The organism is Pyrodictium delaneyi, from assembly GCF_001412615.1.
Taxonomy (GTDB): domain Archaea; phylum Thermoproteota; class Thermoprotei_A; order Sulfolobales; family Pyrodictiaceae; genus Pyrodictium; species Pyrodictium delaneyi.
On sequence record NZ_CP013011.1, the window covers coordinates 556,487 to 579,891 of the forward strand.

Sequence of the window (23,405 nt, forward strand, 5' to 3'; positions counted from 1 at the left end):
CCTCTTAGGCTTAGGAAGTGTCGGGAGTAGTGCCCCTGGTTACTACTTGTGGCACCCATCCAAGCATAGCGTTGACTATGAAACCAGGAAGATGTGAAAGGTAGGAGTCGTGTAAGTTGCCTGTTATCTTTATTGAGAAGTCTATAGCCTTTGACAGCAGTGTTTTTATCATAGTGTATGCCTTGTTTACGCCACTTCCGTTAAGCCATCTTAGGAATAACTGTAGACTGGGCTCGCTTCGAACTTTTTCTTTATCATTGCTATCACGTAGATCGTCTGCTATCTGGTACATTATTCCTATAGTTTCGCCGTACTTCGAGGCTATATCTATAAGGGAATAGCGTCCAGCAGCTATGACTCCTAGTTCTGCGGCTAGCCTGAAAAGTGCTCCAGTCTTAAGCCGGATCATCTCTATATATGAGTCGGGATGGAGTTCTTCCGGGGATGTGAATGCGTCTAGGACTTCGCCTCTAGAAATATCTAGCCATGCTTGAACAGTACGTCGTAACGCCTCCTCACCGTAGCGCTCAGCCACTATTCTTTGGGCGAAGGGTATTAGGAGATTAGATACCATAACTGTCTTCTTTAACCCGTATTTCACCCATGCAGCTTCTGCTCCTCTCCGCGTAATGTCTTCATCTATTATGTCGTCTAGGGCTAGGCTGGCAGCATGTACAAGCTCCACAGCTACAGCCGCATCGAGGCCGTCCTCTACGCGTGCACCTAGACTCCTTGCTACTTCTAGTACCAGGAAGCCGCGAAGTCTCTTACCACCCATAGCTATATATCTTGCAGCATCAATGGCCTTTGCTTCTGGTAGCTCTTTTAGCCAACGCTCAATAGCATCGTCTATTAGCTGGCGCATCTCGCGCCAGTGCTCGAGCAGCTGGTTAGAGTTTAGCCCTTGCATACCCATCCTACCTTTCGGGCAGCGTTAGTGAGAAGCCATGATACCATTTATAGCCGGTTTCTGTCCAATCTTCCAAGCGCAATGCCCTCCTCTCACTCTTATACCCTTTCCCTCGGAGAATTCTATAGCGTGGGGGCGCCCGGTAATGGCGAAAGCTAGACTGTCATATCCTGACGCAAAGTCGTTCTACAACATGCTTGACGCTATATCCAAGATAGTGGATGAAGTTACAATGATAATAACAAATGACGGTATCAAAGCAATAGCGCTGGACCCTGCTCACGTTGCACTAATAACTATAGAGTTGCCACCAGAGAGCTTCATAGAGTACGAGGTTGAGGGCGACGAAGTAAAGCTAGGATTCAACGTAGCGAACACGGCTAAGCTAATCAAACGAGGAAAGAAAGGAGACAAGCTAGACATAGAAGTAGACGAAGAGAGAGTTACATGGTCAATCGTAGGTGCTACTATAAAGCGCTACCGTGTACTAAACCTTGACGTTCCCGTCCCTGAGATCCCGGAGGCTCAGCTCGAGTTCAAGATAAGGGTAGCAATGATAGTCGATCCCTTCAAGAATGCATTGAAGGACGCCGAAGCTGTTGGCGATACGGTAGAGCTAGAAGCCCCCGACGAGAGCACGTTCATCATAAGAGGTGTGGGAGCTGCGACAGCTGAGGCTAAGATCAGAAGTGACTCACCGGCGGTAGTAGAGTTTAGCGTCGACGAGCCAGGAAAGTCGGCCTATAGCATAGACTATCTAAAACATGTCGTCTCGCTAACAAAAGTTGCCGACACAATATCAATAGAGTTCTCGCAGGATATGCCACTGAGGCTACAGTTCCAGCTGCCAGCCGGAGGTAAGGTAACCTATCTGCTAGCACCCAAAGTAGCATAAACTAAAATCAGCACCTCTCTAGGGTATCTAACGCTCTGGGGCGTGATGAAAAATAGTCACCGGCTCAGCGTAGAGCTATGCATTGATGCAGAAGGCCAGGACAGCTGACACAACAGGATATGTATCAACACTCTATTCTTCATTATGTAGCTTTACTTCTTTATCCTCTGGAGTACTGCTTGCGCCAGCTCCTTGGCAGGATTAACCCCCGTAGCAGCCTGGAGTCCTCTCCATAGCGGTGAGGCATTTACTTCGATTACAACATATCCATCATTATTCTCTACTATATCGACACCTGCATATATTAAGCCTAGCACGGAGGCAGCTCGGACAGCTGTCTCTAGAATGTCGCTAGATGGTGATGCAGGTAACGCCTTTGCACCACGCGCTATATTGGTTTTCCAGTAGCCTTGTGGTGCTATGCGGTATATTGAGGCTATAGCTCTACCATCAACAACAAATATACGTATATCCCTATTATTCTTCTTCTCGATGTACTCCTGAACGTATATGGGCTGGTTAAGCGAGGATAGCAAGTTAACAACATAGTAGGCAGTATCGGTGTCGTCTACCATAAATGAGCCTAGGCCTAAACTGCCCGTAATGGGTTTTAGGACGGCGCTACCTAGTCTCTCTACTTCTCTAAGTGCTTCGGAAGGGTCCTCAGTGACTATAGTATCAGGTACCGGTATGCCATTTTCATGCAGTATTCTTAGGCTCGTAAACTTATCGCGTGCCAGAAAAAGTGCATCTGCAGGATTTACTACCGCTATGCCATGAGATTCAGCAGTCTTCAAGAAAGCATATCTATACATGTATTTTTCCACACTTAGACCGCGCCCCAGTCCTCTCACAATTATAGCATCTACATCGAGGCATTTTCCATGATATCGTAGAGGGCATCTAGAGCTTATACTAGCAGAGGTATAGTTCCACAAGATGTAGATGGGCTGGGCTCCTAGCTCAGAAAAGGATTTCATTAATTGTCTCGAAGACCATGTAGGTCGCGGTGCACTATGTAGTATTGCAATCCTAACCATGTCTTGGCCAGACCCCAACTAGTATATGCTCAACTTATACTCCTCGGATATTTATGATGTGGAAGGTAGGCTATGTTCAATCTTGTCTATTGCATGTTCAACAACGAGCGATCCGTAGAGGGGCGCCGTTAATGGATCCGTGTGTAGAACTAGTTCGAGGATTTTTGTGTCTTTAGGTGTATACATGGAGAGCTTAAATCTGGCTTCTTTTAGTATGTCCGCTTCTACGTCTGTAAGCATTGCTAGCACAGTACCATGTAGAAGTCTTGCGGTCATGTGCACCGGTAGGCTTGATACAGGATATACATTTGCTTTGTGGATATAGCCTGATAGGATATAGGCTGTTGGAAGCATTGTGGTTGATGCGTAAACGCTTAGCTCTTTACCGGCTTTCACAGCCTCTACAAAGTCATTTATGAATTGTTTGTACCTATCAATAAGACTGTCATATACATAAGATATATCCGATAGCTCATTTAGCAATCTATTGACTCTAATTCTGATACCGCTAAACTTTTCTGCAAGGTATGTAGCGGATTTTGCTGCAAGCAACATGTAGTGAACAGATGGGCGCTGTGATGTCACCTCTATCAAGTTCTCCTTACCTATACGGGCTGCAATTATATCGGGTAATGGCGTTGACACTATTACGAATCTTGTCTCTGTTATTCGGGCTGCATCTGCTGTTCTAGCTATAATGTTCTCGGCTCCTGGTTCCGCGAATAGCACTAGTAATGAAGTCTCTTCGTGGTATGCGAGTGTATGGTATAGAAATGCCTCAATAGGCTGTATGTATATAGTCTTGTCAGTTAGCTGGCGTAGTATCCAATAGAATAGGTGTGCAGCAGATTGTGCGTAAAAACTGCCGGCGAAAGCTACATAGATAGTGTTTGGCGACTCAGCAAGCTCTGTGACTGTCTTAGCCTTGCTTGTGGCATCGGCTTCTATCGCTGCTAGCGTGGATGCTGTTAGAGTAGTGCTGTCTCGAGTGAGCGGCAGCAACTGCACCTCGCCGTGTCGGGGGCCTCTGGTAGCCTGGGTATAAGCTCGTATAGCAGCCGTCGTGCACGCTCAGTATTCTCCTTCATGACCCTAGTTACTTCCTCTGCTGTGACAGGTCTATCAGCCCATACGTCATAGTCTGTTACGAGTGCTATAGTGGCATAGCATATCTGTGCCTCGCAGGCAAGGTTTACCTCTGGTACTAGTGTCATCCCTATGATATCAGCCTTGAATACGTCCTTCCATATCCGACTCTCGGCCCTTGTAGAGAATCGTGGCCCTTCAATGCATATGTATGTACCGTGTTCGTGTATCCTAAAGCCTAGCTCTTTACCAACCTTTATGATCTCTTGTCTAAGGTGTTCGCAGAACGGATCAGCCATGCTCACGTGTGCGACCACTGGACCGTCAAAGAAGGTGTACTCTCTCTTCTTAGTCATGTCTATGAACTGGTCTGGGACAACCATGTCGCCTGGACGATAATCCTCCCGGAGAGACCCCACAGCTGACACAGATATAATCCATCTAACGCCTAGGCTCTTGAGAGCCCAGATGTTGGCACGGTAGTTAATCTTGTGCGGGGGTATGCGGTGGCCCCTGCCGTGCCTCGGGAGGAACGCGACACGTCTTCCCCTAACAGTCCCGACAATAATGTAATCGCTAGGCTCACCGTACGGCGTATACACCTTGACTTCACGGGGCTCCTCAACTATACCTGGGTCATAAAGCCCGCTGCCACCTATGATGCCTATCTCTGCTCTGACAGGAGGCTCTGGAGGAAACTGCACCATTTAGGTACACCGTGTCGGAATATCTGGAGGTGGTGGAGAAGGATTATAATCTTAGTGAGCAGGCATCATAGTGGTATACACAGTTGTTGGAATGGATGTATGAATACGGCTACTCGCGGGGCTTAACTGCTACCACGCCTTGGGCACGATCGTCGTATCTCACCCTTACGAATCCCACGTACTGTAGTCGCTGTATAACACCCCGTACTATGGGGCCGTGACCGTGGCCGCGTGAACGTAGCGGCTCGCCAGTATAATGAAAGAGGATTCCTCCGGGCTTAAGTACCCGGAATAGTTCCCTATAAAAATCCCTGCTATAGAGTTCGCCGGCCATGCTAAAACGTGGTGGATCATGAATAATCCGGTCAAAGGTGTTATCGGGCAAACGCTCTACAAGTTTGCTGGCATCGGCTAGTATAATCTTTACCTTGCTGTTGGCTAGTTTTGCACTCCAAGGATTAAGCTGTGCTATTGCTAGGACTTCACGGCTCACCTCGACTGTATATACTCGTTCGGCGCCATGATGTAACGAAGCTATTGTTGTATAGCCTAGGCCTGTGCAGACATCAAGCACTATATGACCTCGTCTTACACGGGCTGCTCTAACCTTATAGTTGGCGTCGCGGAGCGGACCTATGTCACTACTCATCCTATGCATATGCACTCCATTCACTATTAGGGTAGGTGCATCCAGATCCCGAGTAAAATGAAGCCTCATGTATGCATTCCCGCGCCTAATCTCTATAGGGTATAATACGGGATTATCGTCATTCAGTATGGTGTAGATGAAGTTATCACGAATGTTGCTAACCTCATCAAAATCTAGTAAGAGTTCTTTGTCTCCAACTCTTATCTCTAAGTAATTATCCTTACAGCGCAGCATAACCCCGTATAGCCCCCTGGCCGTTGTCATTGAGCTGGCGCTGCACTTGCTCAGGGTATCGTGTATGATGTAACCTGGGATAGCATAGGGTCGCGGCTTGAACTCGTAAAGCTCTACCGGGGACGACGTATCATCTAATAGCTCGGTGGACATGTCTCCTTGCCGCGTAGTGATATACGTGAGTAGGTACCCTCCTAAATATAGGCAGGCGTATGGTAAGCAGGATGGATGAGAGGGGTATGATGTGCACGACTCACACTGATGTAGAAGCTAGGTTGATGAAGGAGGTTTCGGCTGACCCCAATGTTGCTCCCCAGTGTTTAATAACAGATTATCTATGTACATTTTCACTGCAATTGTATGTTTACATGGTTTGTTATACATAGATGCGGGACATGTGCAACGTAAGTAACCGCTGAGCTTGTTGTAGTATACTATGTAGTAGCCGTTGCTCCCCTTAACGACTGCAACGTAGGTATTGTTGTCGTGTCTCCTAATATATACTAGTCTGCCCTGATTTATTATTCGTGCTGCTTCTAAAAGTAGTCTTTTAGAGCCCCTGTAGTACGTCTTGGAGCTACTTGGCGCAGAGCAAGGTATACTCATTGAATGCAACACAAATCACCACTAGTTGAGCGAAAGTGGCAATGAGCCCTAAGAGAGCTAGGTGTAACTATGACTAAAGCTATAGACTTCGTAAAAGGAGTTGCAGAGCTAACAAGACCGCATAATCTAATAGTAGCAGTAGTAACTACGTTCATAGGATATGGCATAGTATCAAAGACGTATGGTTATCAACTAGCAGACAAGACATTCATATGGCCTGCATTAGTTGTCGTGCTCATCGCGGCTGCTGGTTACGTAATAAACGACTACTACGATATAGAAACTGATAGAATAGCTAAGCCCTGGAGACCACTAGTCTCTGGCATAGTGTCACCACATACAGCAAGAATACTGGCCTATACCCTATTCGCGCTAGGCCTAGCAATATCAGCTATTATGAATCCATACATACTCTTATTCGTTGCTGCTAATGCATTGTTGCTTCACGAGTATTCACGCTGGATAAAGAGAACAGGATTCATAGGCAACACCGTCGTTGCATATAATTCTGCTGCAACAATACTCTTTGGAGGGCTAACGAGAAGTATAGAGCTAGACGCGCTAGTGCCTTATGCAGTATTAATACCAGCCATTTATGCGTTCCTCTTTGTACTGGGTAGGGAGATCGTAAAGGGTATCGAAGACATAGAAGGCGATAGAAGGGCTGGTATCTACACTATAGCGGTAGCGTATGGTGCTGAGCGTGCACGTAGCATGGCTATACTCCTCCTAGGAGCTGTTGTTGCTATAAGTCCAATACCGGCGCTACTAGGCATATATAACGTGCTATACGCGGTATTTGCGGTCATAGTGGATGTGACGATACTGTTATCACTTATTACACTTTACAAGGCTAACAATATAGACGAGATCATAGCCGCAGCTAGGAAGGCAAGGAGCCTCCTTAAAGTCGGCTTTCTAGCAGGTGGACTCGCCTTTACACTGGGCCTGCTATGATTTAATGGGGAGGCTCAGAGAGGTCGATGCTCAGCATCCCTTAGAGACTCCCCTCAGTCTAGGGTAGCTTCTTCACAGCCTCTCTGCAACACGTCTAGGCTAGACGATATGGCTCTACGTAGTCTATTGAGCTTACGCTTGCCTAGTAATAAATACGTGTTAAGCATGTCTGCAAGTATAGTATAGTCGAGATCAATTATGATCCGGTTATTGAATGAGACCGGTACGTCTATTCTTTCAGAACCAATTATGAACATATAGTAGGATCTAGAGGTGAACTTGTAGCCAGTATATTTGTAGCCAGCTTGAATAGCTATGTCTGCTATAAGCTCGGCTAGTCTGATGCAGCAAGTGTGTAGTGCTAGTATAGGGGGTTGTGCCGAGACCCAGACGTGTCTATAGCCTATCTTTATAGCCTCCTCTATCGCTTTCCCTAGCTCCATGGGACTTACTGGCCGATGCCATTTATACACTATACCTCCTCGGCGCTTATCGCCAGGCGAGGGAGCCGAAAACACTGCGATACGGCCGCTACATGAACTCGACGTAGCTATTGTAGGTATGGAGTTGAGGGCTAACAGTAGGTCTACGATATCGCTATCTATCTTATTGTCTTTAAGTGCACGGGTAAAGCCTTCGCGCAGTTGGTCTCTTAGCTTAGTCCAAGACTCCGTGTTACAAGTGCTCGGTGGTAGATCCGCATGCATAGAGTGCACCCAGCCAGCCGGCGAGGGAGGCGTAGCCAGAGCTAGATGCCGGGTTAAATGACAATATTACTGCTTCACCCATCCCCTTGATCTGGCTAATTACTATCTTCTTTCCTACAGCCAATATGGGGCTCATAAGCCTGGAGCGTGGTCCTACAATCTCGTAGAGTTCATCTATGCAACAATGGAGGCCTGGCTTTCCTACTACACCTGCGGGGTGGAGAGGGTTGTGGGAGTAAAGGCTTCCGCAGAGCCCGTTCTCACGTGTTATCTCTAGCCTGTTAAGCTCATCAAACAGAACCATTACGCCATTTGCGCCGTATTTTAGCACGTTGTCGAAGAACTCTTCATAATCTACTTCTCGTACGCTTATACCCACAGATTTTAGGGCCATTACGAAATCAGAGGGTGCAGCAGCTATACAGTTCGTGTCACGTGCTATTATCCTCCCATAGCTCCACGTAGAGCTGTGCAGAACTATATCGCTGTCACCACATCCTGGAGAGCAGATAATGCTACCAACGCCTATGACTTGATCAATTATGAATCCTTTGTTTTCAACAGTTGCTGTAAACGGGGTATCTACTATCATACATCTACAGTTATCGCTACTAGCAGTTAGCGCTATCTTCTGTATAGTCTCTGGAGACTTTATGAGTAGCTCTATAGGATATATAGTGCTGCCCGCCGGAAGTTGTGGCATGATAGTATCCCCTCAGCAGCCTGGTTATATATCATCGCAGGTGCTCAGCCCTTACATGGTTCTTCATCGGGGTGTAGTGCCTGGCAGCCTAGCGCCCCTATCTACCCTTCGGTAATGTAGCCTAGTAGCTGGAGGGGGCGATCCGTGATAAAACGTTGGCCCAAGCGCCGTGAATTCCTGGCCTACTATCTTCTGCTAAAATACGCTAAGGCTAAGAAAGTTAGACAAAACGGTGATGATGGCTGCATAAATGCTGGCGAGGCTATAGATGTTTTAAGGGTGTTCACGGGAAGCAAAAAGCTGGCTATATCGCTGTTAAGGCAACTAGTTAAGAGGGGATTCCTAGCCAGAAGGGCTTCACTAATATACTGTCCAAGAGACATAGCTGAACTGCTAGATGAAGCCCTAGTGTATTACCTAGCTGGTAGGCTACGGCGCCGAGGGGTAAAAGCGGTAGTAGAAGGAACATCCAACGTACTCTTGCTCGACAAGAATAGCTGTGATGACGGCGTGGCCGAGATTCTGGCTAAAATTGGGCTGAGGGTGCAATGTGTAGACATTCAGTAACGTTGAACAGTCTAGAGTTGCAGCTGCACATAGTCACAAGGTTTATATATAACACGTGGTTAAGGATGCTTCTATCTTAATCTAGCCTAGCCTTAAACATTGATTGTTTACATAAGAATATCGCGTACTTGTGGTGAAGTCTAGAATGTAACCGGATCAGTGCTAGTCTTCATCTTCGTAGATTTCTACTATAATCCGAGCCTTAACCTTATCCTTAGAGAATGGTGGTGGAGATTCACCTAGATCGACCGCAAATACTACTGAGTTACCGAGGCTGTCTGTAAACCTAACTTCAGCTACGTACCGCTTTCGAGGTCCAGATTCGAACACCTTCAATACGGCCTCATATATCCTGCTTAGCGCCATTTGAAGTGCCACAGGGCTTGAGAAATCCTCTGGCCTTAGCTGGATTGCTTGTAGTCCTTGCATGATCTCTCCGATCTTGGCTTCACCTTCGAATATTGCGAGCTTCTTTATCTCCTCGCTACCGGCGCGCTGGGTGTTTTCGTTCATAGCTCCAACCACCCATTTTAGCCGGTGATAGTGGAATGGAATACTTAAATAGTCTCCTCCGTATGGCTAGCCCTAAAGGGGTGCAGGAAGGAGGTAACTTCAGCCATGAAGGTTTATATCGTTGACCACTTTACCGGCAGCTATGCGCTCAATGAGCAGAAGGACCTAGTAGCCTATGAGCATGCCCCAAAGAGCCTCGACGATATGGTCGAGGAGGCACTCAAGATAGAGCGTGGTGAGCCTACTGCAGCCTACCTTAGGCTACTCGACAAGCTAAAGGAGATGGGTATTACGACGTTAGTAGTCGAGACTAGTGAGATGGCTAGAGTAGCCTCTGGTAGAGGCTTTGAGGTAGAGGTTAAGCCTGCCAATGAGATTGCACGCTACTTCCGCGGTAATGTAGTAGAGATAGTGACTAGCACAGAATTTGTAAAGAATGAGGAAGAGTTCTACAAGCTCCTCCATGAGTTCACTATAGAGACTACTAGGAGGAAGCTGCGTCGAGCAGCACAGAAACGTGACCTACTAGCAGCACAAGCCATAAGAGCTATAGATGATATAGATAAGACAACAAACCTCTTCGCTGCGAGGCTGCGTGAATGGTATAGCCTACATTTCCCCGAGCTTGATGACCTTGTGCGTGAGCACGAGGATTATGTAAAGATAGTGGCTGAACTCGGTCATCGTGACAACATAACGGTTGAGAACCTAATTAAGCTGGGCTTCAGCGAAGAAAAGGCCAAGAAAATAGCAGAGGCAGCATCAAAGAGTATGGGTGCAGATTACCCAGAGTTCGATATACAGCCTATGCAGAGGCTAGCAAGGATAACTCTAGAGCTGTACAAACTACGTAGAGACCTCTCAGACTACATAGCCCAGGTAATGAAGGAGGTAGCACCAAACATAACAGCACTAGTAGGCCCACTGCTAGGTGCGCGCCTCATAAGCCTTGCTGGTGGCCTAGAGGAGCTAGCATACCTACCTGCAAGCACTATACAGGTACTGGGCGCCGAGAAGGCGCTCTTCCGCGCTCTAAGAACGGGAGGAAAGCCGCCAAAGCATGGCATAATATTCCAGTACCCCGACATACATCGTAGCCCGCGCTGGCAGCGTGGTAAGATAGCTAGAGCGCTAGCAGCCAAGCTAGCCATTGCTGCTAAGGTAGACTACTTCACGGGCAGGTTCATTGGCGATAAGTTGAAAGAGGCTCTCCGTAAGAGGATTGAAGAGATCAAGAGGATATACAAGAAGCCGCCAAAGAGGAAGGAGATTAAGCCAACAAAGCCCGCTAAGCCAGCCCGCCCGGCACGTGGCAAGAAGGCTAGAAAGGGCAGAAAGGGCAAGGGTAAAGGCAAAAGGAGGTAACACTACCAAGTTTTAAGGTCTCCTCATGCCGGTCAAACTCATGAGGTAATTGAATAGGTGGTCTGGTATGGTGGAGGTAGTTAACGTTTATGAGCACGAGCGCTACAAGGGCGTCTACGTAGTAGAACTCGAAGATGGATCTACACGCCTCGCCACAGTAAACCTAGCACCCGGGAAAAGAGTGTACGGCGAGAGGCTATTCAAGTGGGAGGACAAGGAACTCAGAGAGTGGAACCCCTATCGTAGTAAGCTTGCAGCAGCACTCCTAAAGGGTATCGAAGAGCTCCCAATAAAGCCAGGGCACAGAATACTATACCTAGGTGCAGCAACAGGTACCACACCCAGCCATGTATCCGACATAATAGGGCTAGAAGGTAAGATATACGCGCTTGATGTAGCTCCACGTGTTATGAGGGAACTGATAGCGGTTTGTGAGACACGGCCAAACATGCTACCACTCCTAGCAGACGCTAAGAAGCCATACGAGTACCGTCACATAGTTGAGCTTGTTGACGGCGTATACGCGGATGTTGCACAGCCAGAGCAGGCAGAAATAGTCGCGGATAATGCGGACTTCTTCCTAAAGGAGGGCGGCTACCTCCTACTAGCGATAAAGGCTAGGAGCATCGACGTCACCAAGGAGCCTAGCGAGGTATTCCGCAACCAGATAGAGGTGCTAAAGAACCGTGGCTTCGAAATAGTAGACATGGTGCACCTAGAGCCCTTCGATAAAGATCACGCAATGGTTTATGCAAGGTATAAGCCGCAGAAATAAGCTCCAAAACACAATCTTTTAACTACACTTATGAAAATCAACAATAGACTAATACTATGCTGTTGATATCTTGTTTTGGTTTGATAACCATTTGTAGATTATAATAATCAGCTACTTATAGGATATGGTTGGCAACACTGCATTGATTATATTGGTAACCTTCATACTTTCCAGTATATCTCGGGAAGCCAGAAGGAGTATACTCTAACTCTAACCTAGCTGCACGGACTAAGGGAAGATAGGCTATGGCTTATCCTGGGGAGAGACTACATCGATACATATATCACAAGGCATATAGAGACAAGCAGTTCTTCGAATCTTTGCGCCCAGCAGAGTATAAGAACCTATCTGTGTTACTAGAAGAAGATGAGCCAGGTGTACGGCTGGCATCTGGACAATACTATATGTTCAGCAGAGAGGATCTAGAGACTTTGAGGAATATGCTTCCTTGGTATCTACATAGCTTAGTAAAGCTTCCATTCTTCTTCATATACTCACGTACTGGGCACGTCGGTAGTTATAAGCTGGTAGGGCCGGATAGGTGGGCTGCACGGGCAATAGGGTATATCCTAGAGGGCGACCTTACACAAGAGAAGTGGGAGCTTAGTGGGAGTGAAATGGAACGATTACTTGCGTTGCTTAAAAGCCTTATAATAGTCTCTCTATCAATTTCACTATAAATAATGGGGTGGGGTTAGAAACAATGCGAGTCGTAGAGGACGTAGTGCGTGAAACGATAAAGACGCTGCAAATGTACGGATACAGTGTTGACAAGGTAGTATACCCAGAGGATCCTAGGAAGCGTAGCATAGACATTGTGGCTTCACGTAAGGGGGATAACCCGCTACTCGTAAAAGTCATTGATGATGCTATACAGTTGCAGCCAAGAGAGCTCAGAGAACTTAGAGAGTGTAGCCTGCTCCTGGACGCAGCGGGGCTAGTAGTAGCTGATAGGGATAATGGTATCGAAATAGACGACATGGTGGCGCATGAGCGCTCTGGCGTCTATATAGTGAGTGCAGCTGGCTTGAGAGCGGCCCTTAGCAACTCCATCTACGTTGTAAGGAGGCAGGGCAACTACTACATGCGGGTAGACGGGGAGAAGCTTAGAGAAGAAAGGTCAAGGAAAGGCTACAGCCTAGGCGATCTAGCTTCAATGCTCAGTGTGAGCCGTAGAAGCATATACATGTATGAGCAAGAGGAAGTAGATATATCGTTGAACACTGCGCTGCGATTAATGGACATATTTGGTGAGGAAGTGTTTAAGCCTATACCTATACTCCGTGAGAAGCCGGAACAGCGACGTATCCAGAGGCTTCCAAGCCGTAGAGTTGGCAGCGAACCCTCTGAGACGGAGAAGGCAGTAGAGACCATAGTCAGGGCTGGTGGCGAGGCTGTCGAGACAAAGCGTATACCACCAGATGTAGTAGCTAGGCTAAGAGACGACAAGATGCTAATAGTTATAGAGCGTAAACGCGAGCGTCGCCTTGAAAAGAGAGTCTATGAAGCAGCAAAGGTGGCCATGAAGGTTGTCGCGAAAGTCATAGCTGTCACGCACAGACGCGAATACCGCAACGAGCTAGAGGACTACGGTGTAGACGTATATACCAGTATTGACGAGTTTATATCAGAAGTTAGCATCGAAGAGGACCGGGAATAAGGAACACTAATAACAGCTCTTAAGAGGGACCTCTTCTCCTCCCGCCCTCCGGGAGCCTCATTGGCGATAAGCCTGCGTAGCCGCATACATGTAGCTGAACTTCTCAGCAAGGGTGAGGTCGGTAAGGAGTATACAGTCGCTGGATGGGTTGATACCGTAAGAGCTCATGGCGGTATAGTGTTCGTTGTGCTACGTGATCGTACAGGAAAGATACAGCTAGTAGTCAAGAAAAATGTCTCAAAAGACGCCTGGAAGACAGCCAAGAACCTGACACCAGAGAGTGTGATAGCTGCACACGGAACTCTCGTAGAGAGCAAGGCGGCTCTAGGAGGTCGAGAACTAGTAGTAAGCGAACTCGTAGTATACTCCAAGGCCGATCCACTGCCCATTGATATAAAGGATCACTCTAAGACTATACTTGCAAAGAGGCTCGACTGGCGGTTCCTAGACCTGCGTAACCCGAGGAACCTCTTGATATTCCTAGTCGAGGCAGAGATGGCTAGAGCGGCCCGCGAGTGGTTCTATGAGCATGGGTTCGTAGAGATATTCACCTCAAAGATAGTAGGTGCGGCGACGGAAGGCGGAGCCGAGGTCTTCAGCATAGTATACTTCGACAAGCCAGCCTTCCTAGCACAATCTCCACAGCTTTACAAGCAGATGGGTGTAATAGCTGGGTTTGAACGCGTATTTGAGATAGGACCTGCATTCCGTGCAGAGCCGCACCATACTACGCGTCATCTCACAGAATATACAAGTGTTGACCTAGAGATGGGATTCATAGACAGTTTTGAGGATGTTATGGATGCTGTTGAGGGAGTAGTTCGTGCGATGATAAGGCGGGCTATATCAGTCTACGGTAACCAGATAAGAGAATACTTCCCTGACGCTGTGCTGGAGGAGCCCAAGGACATACCAAGGATAACTATTCGTGAAGCATACAAGCTGCTAGAATCAGCTGGCGTAGAGGTGGAGTGGGGCGACGATCTTAGCAGCGAGGGTGAGAGAAAACTAGGCGAGATAATAGAGCGTGAATACGGCTCACCAATAGTTTTCGTGACCGAATATCCATGGCGGGCTCGGCCATTCTATACTATGAAGAAACCAGATGACCCAGAATGGACTCTAAGCTTCGACCTACTCTTCCGCGGCTTAGAGATAGCTACTGGTGGTCAGCGTGAGCACCGTTACGAGGTGCTAGTCAAGCAGATAGAAGAGAAAGGACTAAATCCCAAGAACTTCGAGTGGTATCTCAACATGTTCCGCTATGGAGCACCACCGCATGGAGGTGCAGGTATAGGCCTTGAGAGAGTTGCTATGCAGCTACTAGGACTCGGCAACATACGTGAAGCCCGCTTGCTGCCACGTGATCCTGAGAGGCTAACCCCCTAGCCATCCCATAGTTAGCTTCCGTTTCTTTTAGCTCAGCCTCGATCGCTTTCTCAACATCTAGTCTCCCGGCGCATTACGACTAAAGTTAATTTCAATGAGAACTCTAGCTATGCCAGCACATAGTCTAATTATTGCAATCATGGAATATTGCAGATTGCAGGATTCAGCCCCCAGCGCCTCTTCATCGATATGAATCGTTAGTTCTCCGCGTCGTCTAGCCTCATCACGCCAGTGCGAGGTTTCCGAGAGAATCATTATTAATGGTTATCGAAGCTGGCTGCTTAAATGGGAGTTAATGATGCACCATGACTCTAGAGGTCCACGTCCAGCAGCGGTTATTCATCGGAAATGGCCGTTTGACGAGAAGCCATTACTAATATTCTGGGAGACAACTAAGGCATGTATGCTTGCATGTAAGCATTGTCGTGCCTCAGCAATACTCGAGCCCTTGCCTGGTGAATTAAGCCACGAGGAAGGGATTAAGCTTATAGACGATATAGCTGGCTTCGGTAAGCCTTCCCCAATTCTCGTGTTTACTGGTGGCGATCCACTAATGAGGAAGGATATATGGAGTCTAGTAGCTAGGGCAAAGGAGCATGACATAACTGTAGCTATGGCACCCGCCATTACACCGAAGCTCACGGATGCTGAGATAAGGAAAATGGTTGAGATGGGAGTAAGTGGTATAAGTATAAGTCTTGATGGTAGTAGGCCAGAGATACATGATAGTATACGCGGTGTTTCCGGTGTCTTCAAGCGGAGTATAGAGATAATTCGCTCAATGCTTGACAGTGGTCTACGTGTCCAGGTCAATACAGCGGTAATGAGAGACAATGTTGAAGATTTGGCTGACATAGTTAAGCTTCTAATTGACCTTGGCGTGCGTGTATGGGAGGTATTCTACCTCATACCCGTGGGACGCGCGCAGAAGGAGCTAGACCTCTCGCCCAAAGAGTGGGAAGATGTAAGCCACTTCCTCTATGAAGCGTCAAAGTATGGTATAGTGGTGCGTACCAGTGAGGGGCCAATGTTTAGGCGCGTTGCAGTAATGCGTAGGCTGCTAGAGCTGCACGGTTATGATCCCGATGAGATCCTTAAGCCTGGCCCCCTATACCATAGGCTTGTTTCAAGGCTGCGTAGCCTTCTTGGAGAGCCCAAAGGTAAACCCCTGGCGTCAACGACAGGAACACGAGATGGTAAGGGTATACTATTCATATCTCATGACGGGCTTGTGTACCCGAGCGGCTTCATGCCTTATCCTGTAGGTAATGTGCGGAAAGAAAGTATAGTCAAGATATATCGTGAGAATGAACTATTGAGAAAGATACGTGCTGCAGAGTTCGAGGGCAAGTGTGGTATCTGTGAGTTCCGAGACATATGTGGCGGTAGCAGAGCGCGTGCGTATACACTTCTTGGCGATCCACTTGCAGAGGATCCTGCATGCCCATACAATCCAGGCGAGTTTACAAGACTCGTTGAAAAGCTCGGACTTGATACAGATAAAGCAATAAAGGATATAGAAGGACTTAAATATGTGCTTCCACCCAAGCCTGATGCATCCAAGCCATGAATACCGGTAAGTTGTAGGTGTAAATATTGATGAGTGAGAGCAGATTCGTTCCACAAGTTATCGAGAAGCTTGGCAGCGAACTGGCAGCCGAAGCACTTATGGAGCTACAGTATAACTTCCCGCTGACAGCAACACCATACAATGATATAGCGGAAAGATTGGGTGTCAATGTTGACGAGCTTCTAGACTTACTGAGAATGTTAAAGGAAAAGCGTATACTGAAGCGTGTAGGCTTCTACCTGAACTACAGAGCTGCTAGGAAACGGGCAGCCCTCATAGCTATAGCAACGGAAACGCCGCGGGAAGCAACTAAGTACCTAGTTGAAATACTAGAGGTCACGCATAGCTATCTCAGGGACCACCCAGTATACAACCTGTGGGTTGTAGGAAAGCATGAAGACCCAGAAAGAATAGTTGAGGCGGCCCGCAAGGCCGCAGAACGATACGGTAAGGGCAAATGGCTAGTACTCTGGGGCGAGAAAACTCTCCGGCTAAGTGTAAAATACGATCTTGAAAAAGGTATAAGCAGAGCTGGCCCTTACAGCACGGTTGCAGCCAACCCACCGAGACCAGAGGATATAGGCTACAGCATGGCCTTAGCTAGGGCTTTGCGTGTCCTACCACTCGAAGAACGACCATATGCGGTGATAGCAAGGCAGCTCGGGCTAACAGAGGATCGGGTCATAGAAGCTGCGCGTGTAATGCTCGATAGAGGTATACTAGGAGACCCTGGAGCGGCATTGGATGGTCACAAGTTAGGCTTCCAGTACAACGGGATGGTAACCCTGGCACCGAAAGAAATAGATCAGCTGGACGATCTATGTAAATGGGTTGTAAACAACATCAGTGAAGCCACTCATGTAGTTAAGCGATCCGTGACACCTCAGGGAGCTTGGAGACATCTATGCTACTTCATGGTCCATAGTGTTGATGAAGATAGGGTCAAGCCAGTACTTAAACGCTTGGACGACTGCCCATATCTCGACGACTACATGGTTATTAGGAGTCTAGAAGACTTACTCCCAGGTGTGATAAGATAACAAGTATCCATACAAGCACATGGTTTTAGGAGCCAAAACAGTCGGCTAATGTAGTTGTAGGATAGGGGGTGTAAGGATAAGTGATACCTGTCACCGTAATGGTTGCAGGTAAGGGTACTGTATCTACCCGTATAAAGGGACATTATGGACCTCGGAGACCATCCAAGTTCTCTGACGTATTAAGGCCAATAGTATTCTGGAATATAACATATCAATGCAACTTGAAATGTGCCCATTGCTACATAAATGCACTCCAGAACAAGCTACCCAAGGAACTCTCCACCGAAGAGGCTCGTAGACTATCCCAGGAGATGGTCGAGATAGGCATTCCACTAGTCGTCGTAACCGGCGGCGAACCACTTGTGAGAGATGACTTTTGGGACATAATGGAGCCCATGGCTAACAAGCAGAGGCCACGCCTCTCTCTGAGTACAAACGGTACGCTAATAACGCGTGATGTTGCAGAGAAGTTGGCATCATATGGGTTCGTTTATGTCGGTATATCGATTGATAGTGTAAAGCCTGGATGGCATGACAAGTTCAGAGGAGTTGAAGGCGCCTTTGAGGCTACCCTGCGTGGTATAAAGAATAGTATAGATGCAGGAATAGATGTCGGCATTAGGACTACAATAACGAGATACAATGTTAAAGAGGTCCCCGAAATTCTGCGCTGGTCGTATGATATGGGTATAAAAAGAATAAGCCTATATATACTAGATACGGTGGGCCGTGGTACAGGAATAAAGGACTGGCTTCCAACACATGATCAGCTAAAATGGCTTGCAGATGTATTGATAGATGAGGCCAGAAAGTACGCCGATGCTATGGAAATACTCATAGTTAGAGGCCAATTCATGGGGATATACATAGCTGATAAGATATCGAGAACAAACGAGGAGTTCATAGATTACATAAAGATGCTGGATGCGCAAGGTAACTGTGGACGGAAAAGCGTAAGCATATATCCCGATGGCTCTGTGAAGCCTTGTCAGTTCGTAGACTGGGTAAGCCTAGGCAATGTGCGCGAAAAACCACTGCGCGAGATACTAAATCCAGAGAATCCGGAACTAAAACCGTTCCTAGAGATAGAGAGACATTTGCGCGGCCCCAGGTGTAGCAAGTGTCCATTCCGTAGGATATGTGGCGGAGGTAGTCGTGGAAGGGCCCTAGAGTTCTATGGTGATGAGTGGGGTGATGACCCGCTCTGCTTCATAGACCCGATAGAGATAGCTAAGAAGCGTGGAATAGATCCAGCAGCTATCGTGTAGCCGATGAGCCTCCAGTCAAGTGGCCCTGCGATTCGAGTTTGGTGCCTGGTCATCTACTCCCGGCACGGCTTCTCTACATTTCTTAGTCTTGCGAGATCCTGGAGTATGGGTATTTCTCTAAACTTCTTGCACGGGAGCATGTCCCATATGATTCCAGGTGGTTTCTCAGCAGACTCGAACCGGAGCAGTCTACGCGGGGTAGCAGCTATGTCTACAGCTAGGTCATAAGGTTCTTTCGGTATATAATCAACGAGCTGGAGATCGTGAATAGTGGTTGCGACTGGAACGTCTTCCACAACTAATCCAAGGTCGCGCATAATGCCATACTCTATCTCTGCGTATCCCTCGCCCTTGCCTATACGATGCCCCTTCCTATCTATTGCGACGGAGCCAGTAACAATTAGATCTATGCCGCCCATAGACCTTAGCTCGTCTATAGACAGTTTTTTGCCTAGCTGGAAGGCGCCCCGTATGGTAGCAGCTCTCTCGTATAGGGATTCCGGTATGAGTCGTGGATCCAGCAGGAGAAAGCCCTCTCGTAGACGGGGAGTGGCCATCACGACTATCTTGCCGCTACGTAGAGCCGCTAATCTAACCCATTTCTGTGGTGCATCCGGGTTAACCTTGACTATTCTAGCTCTCCTCCACTCTGGTGTCTCAGACAGCCTAGCTGCAGCCTCGTCCGCGCCCCTGAAGTTGGGTATACGCCCGTAGACTGGGCGTGGGAAAGTTGCGACGCCACGCTCCTCCAGAAGCCTCCATATGTACTCCCTTATCCTTTGCTTTTCCTTGGAGGTTTTACTCTCCAAAGCTCTAAGCCCCTAGCTTCTCCAGGAGGGCTTCAACCCTTTCAGCGCTATTCTCGAGACTCTCGATTAGCGCTTGTATCCTAGCCCGCTGTAGTAGCACGGCGGCTGCAATCCTGGCAGAGCGATAACCTCTCCTCGCAAGTGGTGTGAGGCTCCGTAGCCACTCCAGCGTCTTCGCGACATTGCGTACACTCTTGCCGAGCTTGGCTGCAGCTTCGGAAACAGCACTGGACTCTGCTATAGCGCGAAGTACCTCTAGCTGCTCTGGTTTTATCCGGATAGAAGGGTCGAGGAGCAGCCTTACAGCCTCGCTAAACGCCTCCAGTACAGCGCCATAGACTATATCCTCTAACTCTTCAGCGTCGAGCAGAAATACGTCCTCCAGTTCTATAACGGTTACACCGAGCTTCTCCGCAAGCACACGGGCGGACTCATCGGCAAACCCTTTACACACTACCAGGGGTCTAGCGTTAAGCAGTACAGCGTTGCTATACACCTGGCGGATACCGTGGATATCCAATCTGCCAGCTTTAACCTCTACAACATACAAGTTTCCCTCACTATCCTCAGCCAATGCATAAACTTCACCTATCTCGACTCCATCAACTACTATACGCTTATGAGTTTCGAGTACCCGGTAGCCGCGCTGCTCAAGCAGACGGAACGCTATTCTCTCACTGGCTAGCCAGCGCCTAACACCACCCTTGGCCAAGTCTGCGACACCCTATCCGCGTCATTGTGGTGCCTCTCCCCTGGTTCTTAGAGGGCCTACAAACCCTATATGGCTCTCCTAGACCGAGTGCCTGGTTCCGGGAGACTACAGTGAAGGTTGAACGTAGCAAGCTATTAGCAGAGCCGGTTAAAGACGTAAAGGTAGACCCGAATGCAACGCTAGCGGACCTAGTCAACATGCTTGACGACATACACGGCTTTATGGCTGGTCATTTGGCACGTGCGGTAAAACTGCTATCGAGCTGTCTCAGGAAATCTGACCTACGTGTAATGTCGTTCACAGCGAATCTCGTAGCAACTGGGCTTAGAGGTGTATTTGCACAACTGATACGCGAGGGTATATTCAACCTGGTTGTAACAACATGTGGAACAATAGATCACGACATATCCAGGGGGAGCGGAGGCGTATACTACAAGGGGTTCTTCGAGACAGACGACCGCATGCTACACGAGGTCGACGTGCATAGGCTCGGCAACGTATTCATACCTATGGAGGACTATGGGCCACGCGTCGAGAAGATGACATACAGTGTACTTGATAGACTCGATAGATCCAGAGAGTGGGGTATCTATGAAATACTCTGGGAGATAGGCAAGGAGCTAAGCAACGACGAGAACAGTATACTCGCGGCAGCTGCCGAAACGAAGACCCCCATAATAGTCCCTGGTTTCCTAGACGGGGCTTTCGGTACAGCGCTCTTTACATACTTGCAGACGCATCGCGACCTAAGAGTAAACCCGTTTAGGGACGAGGAGGTAATGTCAAACAAGTTTTTCACAGCGAAGCATGCGACAGCACTCATCATAGGTGGTGGTATTAGCAAGCATCATACAATATGGTGGGCACAGTTCAGGGAAGGATTTGACTGTGCAGTATACATGACTACAGCTGTAGAGTACGATGGTAGTCTTAGCGGTGCTCACCCAAGGGAGGCTATAAGCTGGAATAAGCTCCGTCCAGAGGGTGAGAGTATAGTAGTCTATGGTGATGCAACAATACTGTTGCCGATACTAGTAGCAGGTGTACTGGCGTATAAGCGGAATAACAAGAAGTAGAATCATATAATTGAGTGAAATAGTTATTTATTAAGACTATATGCTTGGGTTTTTATATCACTTACACCTTTCGTGTAAAGGTAAATGGTGCGCACTAAGCCTCCTACATAGTATTTCTCGACGTGTATAGGATTCCATCCCGGTATAGCGAAGTCTAGTGTGATTACGCGTGCACCGATTCTAAGCTCGTTTTCAAGTTTCGGTCTCAACGCTGCATTAACACGGGTTAGCAGATACATATAGACTACAGAAGCACGGTGTAATGATACATTGAAGAAATCATCATTAATGAACTCGATTTTATCGTAAACGCCAGCCTTCTTGGCGTTTTCTATAGCAGACTCCAGGAGTTCTCGTCTGAGCTCGATACATACAGCCTTGGCTCCGCGTTTGGCAGCCTCTATAACTACGCGGCCATCTCCGCAGCCAAGATCATAAAAAATGTCGCCTTTGCTGACTCTTGCTATACGTAAAACTTGGCTTATTAGCTGTCGGCGTGTAGGAACCCAGGGTACATCGTAAGAACCTATGGCAGCTAGTGGCAAGGCACCAAAGATTCCGGCCAGCATGCTGGTCACCCAGCCAGTTATAGGATAAGCCGTAACGCAGGTTAACTTTTAGTAACTGGCTAAGCAACTTTAACACTTTTATCCATCCGGCTACGCTATTATGAGCATGGTTTATTGAGTCATCACGGATAAGCGTTAGCATTATTTCAATGACAACTATGATGCTTTGGCCTTCACAAAGGCGTTTGGAGGTTAGCATAGAATTGGCAAAGGCTAGGAGGTTCAGTCACCGTACTAGGGTAACTTTATGGGAAGCATATGCTAGGTCTACTATTGAGCATCGATGTTTAGATCCACGCACATGGGCCACAATTATATCACAAATAGAGGGTATTAAACACATCTATGGATTCATGAATAAGTTTATGTCGCTTGGTTTCGAAAATAGAGTTAGAATTAATGCTATAGATGTTATAGCTAAAAGGCTTGATAATTTATCTAGACAGTTGATAATAGTTGATGTAGGAAGTGGGCCTGGTGACTCTCTTAAAGCAATATGGAGAAGGCTTACTAACAGCTATATAGTGGCCATAGATCCGTCGATTTCACTTCTAAGTACAGCATGTAATAATGTTTTATGTGACCGTGTAGTAGGAGTTGCAGAGAATCTACCTATACGGAGACATGGAGCAGATATAGTAACATCATTCTATGCTTCGCGCGACTTTCAGTCTCTCTCGGATGCATTGGCATCGATGATTAGTGTTACAAGGAGGGGACTCGTTATAGGTGATATTTTTCTACCGAAGCATCCGGTCAAGAAGCTACTTGTGAAGGCATGGGTATGCCGTATAGTTCCTATGCTAGCTATGCTATTAGCTGGAAAATATTGGAAAAACTACAAAGGATTGTGTGTTACAATAAAGGATTGGTGTGATGTACAAGATGTAAAGACATATCTTAAACAATTATCGAAAAGATTTGGTAAACAGCTTATTGTGGAATCTCATAGTTATGTGTTTGGAGGATTAGGGTATGTCGCTGCATTCGTCGAAAAGGAAAGTATTAGTGGGCATAACTGGAGCTAGTGGAATAATCTACGGAGTACGGCTGGCCGAGATCTTATATAACATGAGCCTCCTTGAGGCGATCATCTACACGCGAAGTGCTGAACGTGTAGCTAAGGAAGAAATGGATAGAACCCTAGATGATATGCTAAGAATAGGGGATGTAAAGGTTTATCGTGAAGATGAAATAGATGCGCCTTATGCCAGTAGCAGTCGTATACCGTATGGGGGTATGGTAATTGCGCCTTGCAGTATGCGTACACTTGCTGCAATAGCTAATGGCCTGCCGGATAATCTAGTAACACGTGCAGCCCTCTCCACATTAAGGCTAAGGCGGCAATTAGTGCTAGTAATTAGGGAAACACCGCTTGGTATTGCAGAGCTGCGTAACATGCTATTGGCGGCAGAAAATGGTGCAGTAATACTGCCAGCATCCCCAGGATTCTATCATAAGCCTAAGACTATAGATGATATGGTATCATTCGTTGTAGGCAAAGTTCTTGACGTGCTTGGTATAGAGCATAACCTTTACCATAGGTGGCGTAGCTGAACTCAACTCAAGGAACTAAGGTTGTCTTATCTGTAAAATAC

26 protein-coding genes are annotated in these 23,405 nt (G+C 47.4%); 14 read left to right on the forward strand and 12 right to left on the reverse strand.

What is annotated here, in order from left to right; translation table 11 throughout:
• Positions 1-10: 10 nt before the first annotated feature.
• The gene (locus tag Pyrde_RS02865; protein WP_180385525.1) at positions 11-910 is read right to left on the reverse strand and encodes a polyprenyl synthetase family protein; all 900 of its coding nucleotides are present in this window, start codon (positions 908-910) and stop codon (positions 11-13) included.
• A gap of 145 nt (positions 911-1,055) precedes the next feature.
• On the opposite strand from Pyrde_RS02865, the gene Pyrde_RS02870 reads away from it, so the two are divergent.
• The gene (locus tag Pyrde_RS02870) at positions 1,056-1,805 is read left to right on the forward strand and encodes a DNA polymerase sliding clamp (protein WP_055408029.1); all 750 of its coding nucleotides are present in this window, start codon (positions 1,056-1,058) and stop codon (positions 1,803-1,805) included.
• 152 nt (positions 1,806-1,957) lie between these two features.
• Here Pyrde_RS02870 and Pyrde_RS02875 read toward each other — a convergent pair whose 3' ends face one another.
• The 5 genes from Pyrde_RS02875 to Pyrde_RS10995 form a co-directional block, all read right to left on the reverse strand.
• A complete protein-coding gene (locus Pyrde_RS02875; RefSeq protein WP_055408031.1) occupies positions 1,958-2,845 on the reverse strand; it encodes an ATP-grasp domain-containing protein in 888 nt (295 codons plus the stop codon).
• A gap of 51 nt (positions 2,846-2,896) precedes the next feature.
• Positions 2,897-3,847, reverse strand: a complete 951-nt coding sequence (locus Pyrde_RS02880; protein ID WP_055408032.1) for a hypothetical protein — start codon at positions 3,845-3,847, stop codon at positions 2,897-2,899.
• Positions 3,814-4,638: an S-methyl-5'-thioadenosine phosphorylase gene (locus Pyrde_RS02885; protein ID WP_055408035.1), complete on the reverse strand. Its 825-nt coding sequence runs from the start codon at positions 4,636-4,638 to the stop codon at positions 3,814-3,816. Before Pyrde_RS02885 ends, Pyrde_RS02880 begins: the two co-directional genes overlap by 34 nt.
• Before the next feature lie 109 nt (positions 4,639-4,747).
• Complete coding sequence (locus Pyrde_RS02890; RefSeq protein ID WP_055408037.1) at positions 4,748-5,674, reverse strand: class I SAM-dependent methyltransferase; 927 nt, start codon at positions 5,672-5,674, stop codon at positions 4,748-4,750.
• 117 nt (positions 5,675-5,791) lie between these two features.
• Positions 5,792-6,127 (reverse strand): SWIM zinc finger family protein, encoded by a 336-nt coding sequence (locus Pyrde_RS10995; protein WP_372435197.1) that lies wholly within the window; start codon positions 6,125-6,127, stop codon positions 5,792-5,794.
• A 69-nt stretch (positions 6,128-6,196) separates the two neighbouring features.
• Between Pyrde_RS10995 and Pyrde_RS02895 the strand changes: the two genes are divergently transcribed.
• Positions 6,197-7,084 carry a geranylgeranylglycerol-phosphate geranylgeranyltransferase gene (locus Pyrde_RS02895; RefSeq protein WP_055408039.1) on the forward strand — a complete coding sequence of 296 codons (888 nt, stop codon included), beginning with the start codon at positions 6,197-6,199 and terminating at the stop codon, positions 7,082-7,084.
• A gap of 53 nt (positions 7,085-7,137) precedes the next feature.
• On the opposite strand, the gene Pyrde_RS10375 is transcribed toward Pyrde_RS02895, so the two are convergent.
• Complete coding sequence (locus Pyrde_RS10375; protein ID WP_082419433.1) at positions 7,138-7,791, reverse strand: tRNA(Phe) 7-((3-amino-3-carboxypropyl)-4-demethylwyosine(37)-N(4))-methyltransferase; 654 nt, start codon at positions 7,789-7,791, stop codon at positions 7,138-7,140.
• The gene (locus Pyrde_RS02905; protein WP_055408042.1) at positions 7,760-8,494 is read right to left on the reverse strand and encodes a hypothetical protein; all 735 of its coding nucleotides are present in this window, start codon (positions 8,492-8,494) and stop codon (positions 7,760-7,762) included. Before Pyrde_RS02905 ends, Pyrde_RS10375 begins: the two co-directional genes overlap by 32 nt.
• Positions 8,495-8,638: 144 nt before the next feature.
• Here Pyrde_RS02905 and Pyrde_RS02910 point away from each other — a divergent pair, with 144 nt between their 5' ends.
• Positions 8,639-9,061, forward strand: a complete 423-nt coding sequence (locus tag Pyrde_RS02910; protein WP_055408044.1) for a hypothetical protein — start codon at positions 8,639-8,641, stop codon at positions 9,059-9,061.
• Between the two features lie 162 nt (positions 9,062-9,223).
• Here Pyrde_RS02910 and Pyrde_RS02915 read toward each other — a convergent pair whose 3' ends face one another.
• Positions 9,224-9,574 (reverse strand): hypothetical protein, encoded by a 351-nt coding sequence (locus Pyrde_RS02915; RefSeq protein WP_055410664.1) that lies wholly within the window; start codon positions 9,572-9,574, stop codon positions 9,224-9,226.
• Positions 9,575-9,679: 105 nt separating this feature from the next.
• Here Pyrde_RS02915 and Pyrde_RS02920 point away from each other — a divergent pair, with 105 nt between their 5' ends.
• From Pyrde_RS02920 to Pyrde_RS02955, 8 genes are all read left to right on the forward strand, one after another.
• The gene (locus Pyrde_RS02920) at positions 9,680-10,939 is read left to right on the forward strand and encodes a C/D box methylation guide ribonucleoprotein complex aNOP56 subunit (RefSeq protein ID WP_055408046.1); all 1,260 of its coding nucleotides are present in this window, start codon (positions 9,680-9,682) and stop codon (positions 10,937-10,939) included.
• A 67-nt stretch (positions 10,940-11,006) separates the two neighbouring features.
• Entirely contained in the window at positions 11,007-11,714 is a 708-nt protein-coding gene (locus Pyrde_RS02925; RefSeq protein WP_055408048.1) for a fibrillarin-like rRNA/tRNA 2'-O-methyltransferase, read from the forward strand.
• Positions 11,715-11,959: 245 nt separating this feature from the next.
• A complete protein-coding gene (locus Pyrde_RS02930; RefSeq protein WP_055408050.1) occupies positions 11,960-12,394 on the forward strand; it encodes a DUF61 family protein in 435 nt (144 codons plus the stop codon).
• A 23-nt stretch (positions 12,395-12,417) separates the two neighbouring features.
• Positions 12,418-13,374: a transcriptional regulator gene (locus Pyrde_RS02935; RefSeq protein WP_088172041.1), complete on the forward strand. Its 957-nt coding sequence runs from the start codon at positions 12,418-12,420 to the stop codon at positions 13,372-13,374.
• 60 nt (positions 13,375-13,434) lie between these two features.
• A complete protein-coding gene (gene aspS / locus Pyrde_RS02940; protein ID WP_055408054.1) occupies positions 13,435-14,763 on the forward strand; it encodes an aspartate--tRNA(Asn) ligase in 1,329 nt (442 codons plus the stop codon).
• Between the two features lie 298 nt (positions 14,764-15,061).
• Positions 15,062-16,333: a TIGR04053 family radical SAM/SPASM domain-containing protein gene (locus Pyrde_RS02945; protein WP_055408055.1), complete on the forward strand. Its 1,272-nt coding sequence runs from the start codon at positions 15,062-15,064 to the stop codon at positions 16,331-16,333.
• Between the two features lie 29 nt (positions 16,334-16,362).
• Complete coding sequence (locus Pyrde_RS02950; protein ID WP_055408057.1) at positions 16,363-17,373, forward strand: Lrp/AsnC family transcriptional regulator; 1,011 nt, start codon at positions 16,363-16,365, stop codon at positions 17,371-17,373.
• An 80-nt stretch (positions 17,374-17,453) separates the two neighbouring features.
• Positions 17,454-18,641, forward strand: a complete 1,188-nt coding sequence (locus Pyrde_RS02955; protein WP_055408059.1) for a radical SAM/SPASM domain-containing protein — start codon at positions 17,454-17,456, stop codon at positions 18,639-18,641.
• A gap of 53 nt (positions 18,642-18,694) precedes the next feature.
• Here Pyrde_RS02955 and Pyrde_RS02960 read toward each other — a convergent pair whose 3' ends face one another.
• Together Pyrde_RS02960 and Pyrde_RS02965 are read right to left on the reverse strand one after the other, a co-directional pair.
• Positions 18,695-19,450 carry a 5-formyltetrahydrofolate cyclo-ligase gene (locus tag Pyrde_RS02960; RefSeq protein WP_055408061.1) on the reverse strand — a complete coding sequence of 252 codons (756 nt, stop codon included), beginning with the start codon at positions 19,448-19,450 and terminating at the stop codon, positions 18,695-18,697.
• Positions 19,451-19,454: 4 nt separating this feature from the next.
• Positions 19,455-20,162 (reverse strand): hypothetical protein, encoded by a 708-nt coding sequence (locus Pyrde_RS02965; protein WP_055408063.1) that lies wholly within the window; start codon positions 20,160-20,162, stop codon positions 19,455-19,457.
• Between the two features lie 110 nt (positions 20,163-20,272).
• Between Pyrde_RS02965 and Pyrde_RS02970 the strand changes: the two genes are divergently transcribed.
• Entirely contained in the window at positions 20,273-21,238 is a 966-nt protein-coding gene (locus Pyrde_RS02970) for a deoxyhypusine synthase (RefSeq protein ID WP_055410666.1), read from the forward strand.
• A 23-nt stretch (positions 21,239-21,261) separates the two neighbouring features.
• On the opposite strand, the gene Pyrde_RS02975 is transcribed toward Pyrde_RS02970, so the two are convergent.
• Complete coding sequence (locus Pyrde_RS02975; RefSeq protein WP_055408065.1) at positions 21,262-21,807, reverse strand: class I SAM-dependent methyltransferase; 546 nt, start codon at positions 21,805-21,807, stop codon at positions 21,262-21,264.
• Between the two features lie 203 nt (positions 21,808-22,010).
• Here Pyrde_RS02975 and Pyrde_RS10380 point away from each other — a divergent pair, with 203 nt between their 5' ends.
• Positions 22,011-22,835, forward strand: coding sequence for a class I SAM-dependent methyltransferase (locus Pyrde_RS10380; RefSeq protein WP_197272724.1), 825 nt, complete (start codon positions 22,011-22,013; stop codon positions 22,833-22,835).
• Positions 22,816-23,364 (forward strand): UbiX family flavin prenyltransferase, encoded by a 549-nt coding sequence (locus Pyrde_RS02980; RefSeq protein ID WP_231656778.1) that lies wholly within the window; start codon positions 22,816-22,818, stop codon positions 23,362-23,364. The genes Pyrde_RS10380 and Pyrde_RS02980 overlap by 20 nt, the downstream gene beginning before the upstream one ends.
• The last annotated feature ends 41 nt before the right edge of the window (positions 23,365-23,405 follow it).

Coding starts and splice junctions, on each gene's coding strand:
- Pyrde_RS02865 (WP_180385525.1), bottom strand. CDS start 910: ATGCAAGGGCTAAACTCTAACCAGCTGCTCGAGCACTGGCGCGAGATG.
- Pyrde_RS02870 (WP_055408029.1), top strand. CDS start 1,056: ATGGCGAAAGCTAGACTGTCATATCCTGACGCAAAGTCGTTCTACAAC.
- Pyrde_RS02875 (WP_055408031.1), bottom strand. CDS start 2,845: ATGGTTAGGATTGCAATACTACATAGTGCACCGCGACCTACATGGTCT.
- Pyrde_RS02885 (WP_055408035.1), bottom strand. CDS start 4,638: ATGGTGCAGTTTCCTCCAGAGCCTCCTGTCAGAGCAGAGATAGGCATC.
- Pyrde_RS02890 (WP_055408037.1), bottom strand. CDS start 5,674: ATGTCCACCGAGCTATTAGATGATACGTCGTCCCCGGTAGAGCTTTAC.
- Pyrde_RS10995 (WP_372435197.1), bottom strand. CDS start 6,127: ATGAGTATACCTTGCTCTGCGCCAAGTAGCTCCAAGACGTACTACAGG.
- Pyrde_RS02895 (WP_055408039.1), top strand. CDS start 6,197: ATGACTAAAGCTATAGACTTCGTAAAAGGAGTTGCAGAGCTAACAAGA.
- Pyrde_RS10375 (WP_082419433.1), bottom strand. CDS start 7,791: ATGCATGCGGATCTACCACCGAGCACTTGTAACACGGAGTCTTGGACT.
- Pyrde_RS02905 (WP_055408042.1), bottom strand. CDS start 8,494: ATGCCACAACTTCCGGCGGGCAGCACTATATATCCTATAGAGCTACTC.
- Pyrde_RS02915 (WP_055410664.1), bottom strand. CDS start 9,574: ATGAACGAAAACACCCAGCGCGCCGGTAGCGAGGAGATAAAGAAGCTC.
- Pyrde_RS02920 (WP_055408046.1), top strand. CDS start 9,680: ATGAAGGTTTATATCGTTGACCACTTTACCGGCAGCTATGCGCTCAAT.
- Pyrde_RS02925 (WP_055408048.1), top strand. CDS start 11,007: ATGGTGGAGGTAGTTAACGTTTATGAGCACGAGCGCTACAAGGGCGTC.
- Pyrde_RS02930 (WP_055408050.1), top strand. CDS start 11,960: ATGGCTTATCCTGGGGAGAGACTACATCGATACATATATCACAAGGCA.
- Pyrde_RS02935 (WP_088172041.1), top strand. CDS start 12,418: ATGCGAGTCGTAGAGGACGTAGTGCGTGAAACGATAAAGACGCTGCAA.
- Pyrde_RS02945 (WP_055408055.1), top strand. CDS start 15,062: ATGCACCATGACTCTAGAGGTCCACGTCCAGCAGCGGTTATTCATCGG.
- Pyrde_RS02950 (WP_055408057.1), top strand. CDS start 16,363: ATGAGTGAGAGCAGATTCGTTCCACAAGTTATCGAGAAGCTTGGCAGC.
- Pyrde_RS02975 (WP_055408065.1), bottom strand. CDS start 21,807: ATGCTGGCCGGAATCTTTGGTGCCTTGCCACTAGCTGCCATAGGTTCT.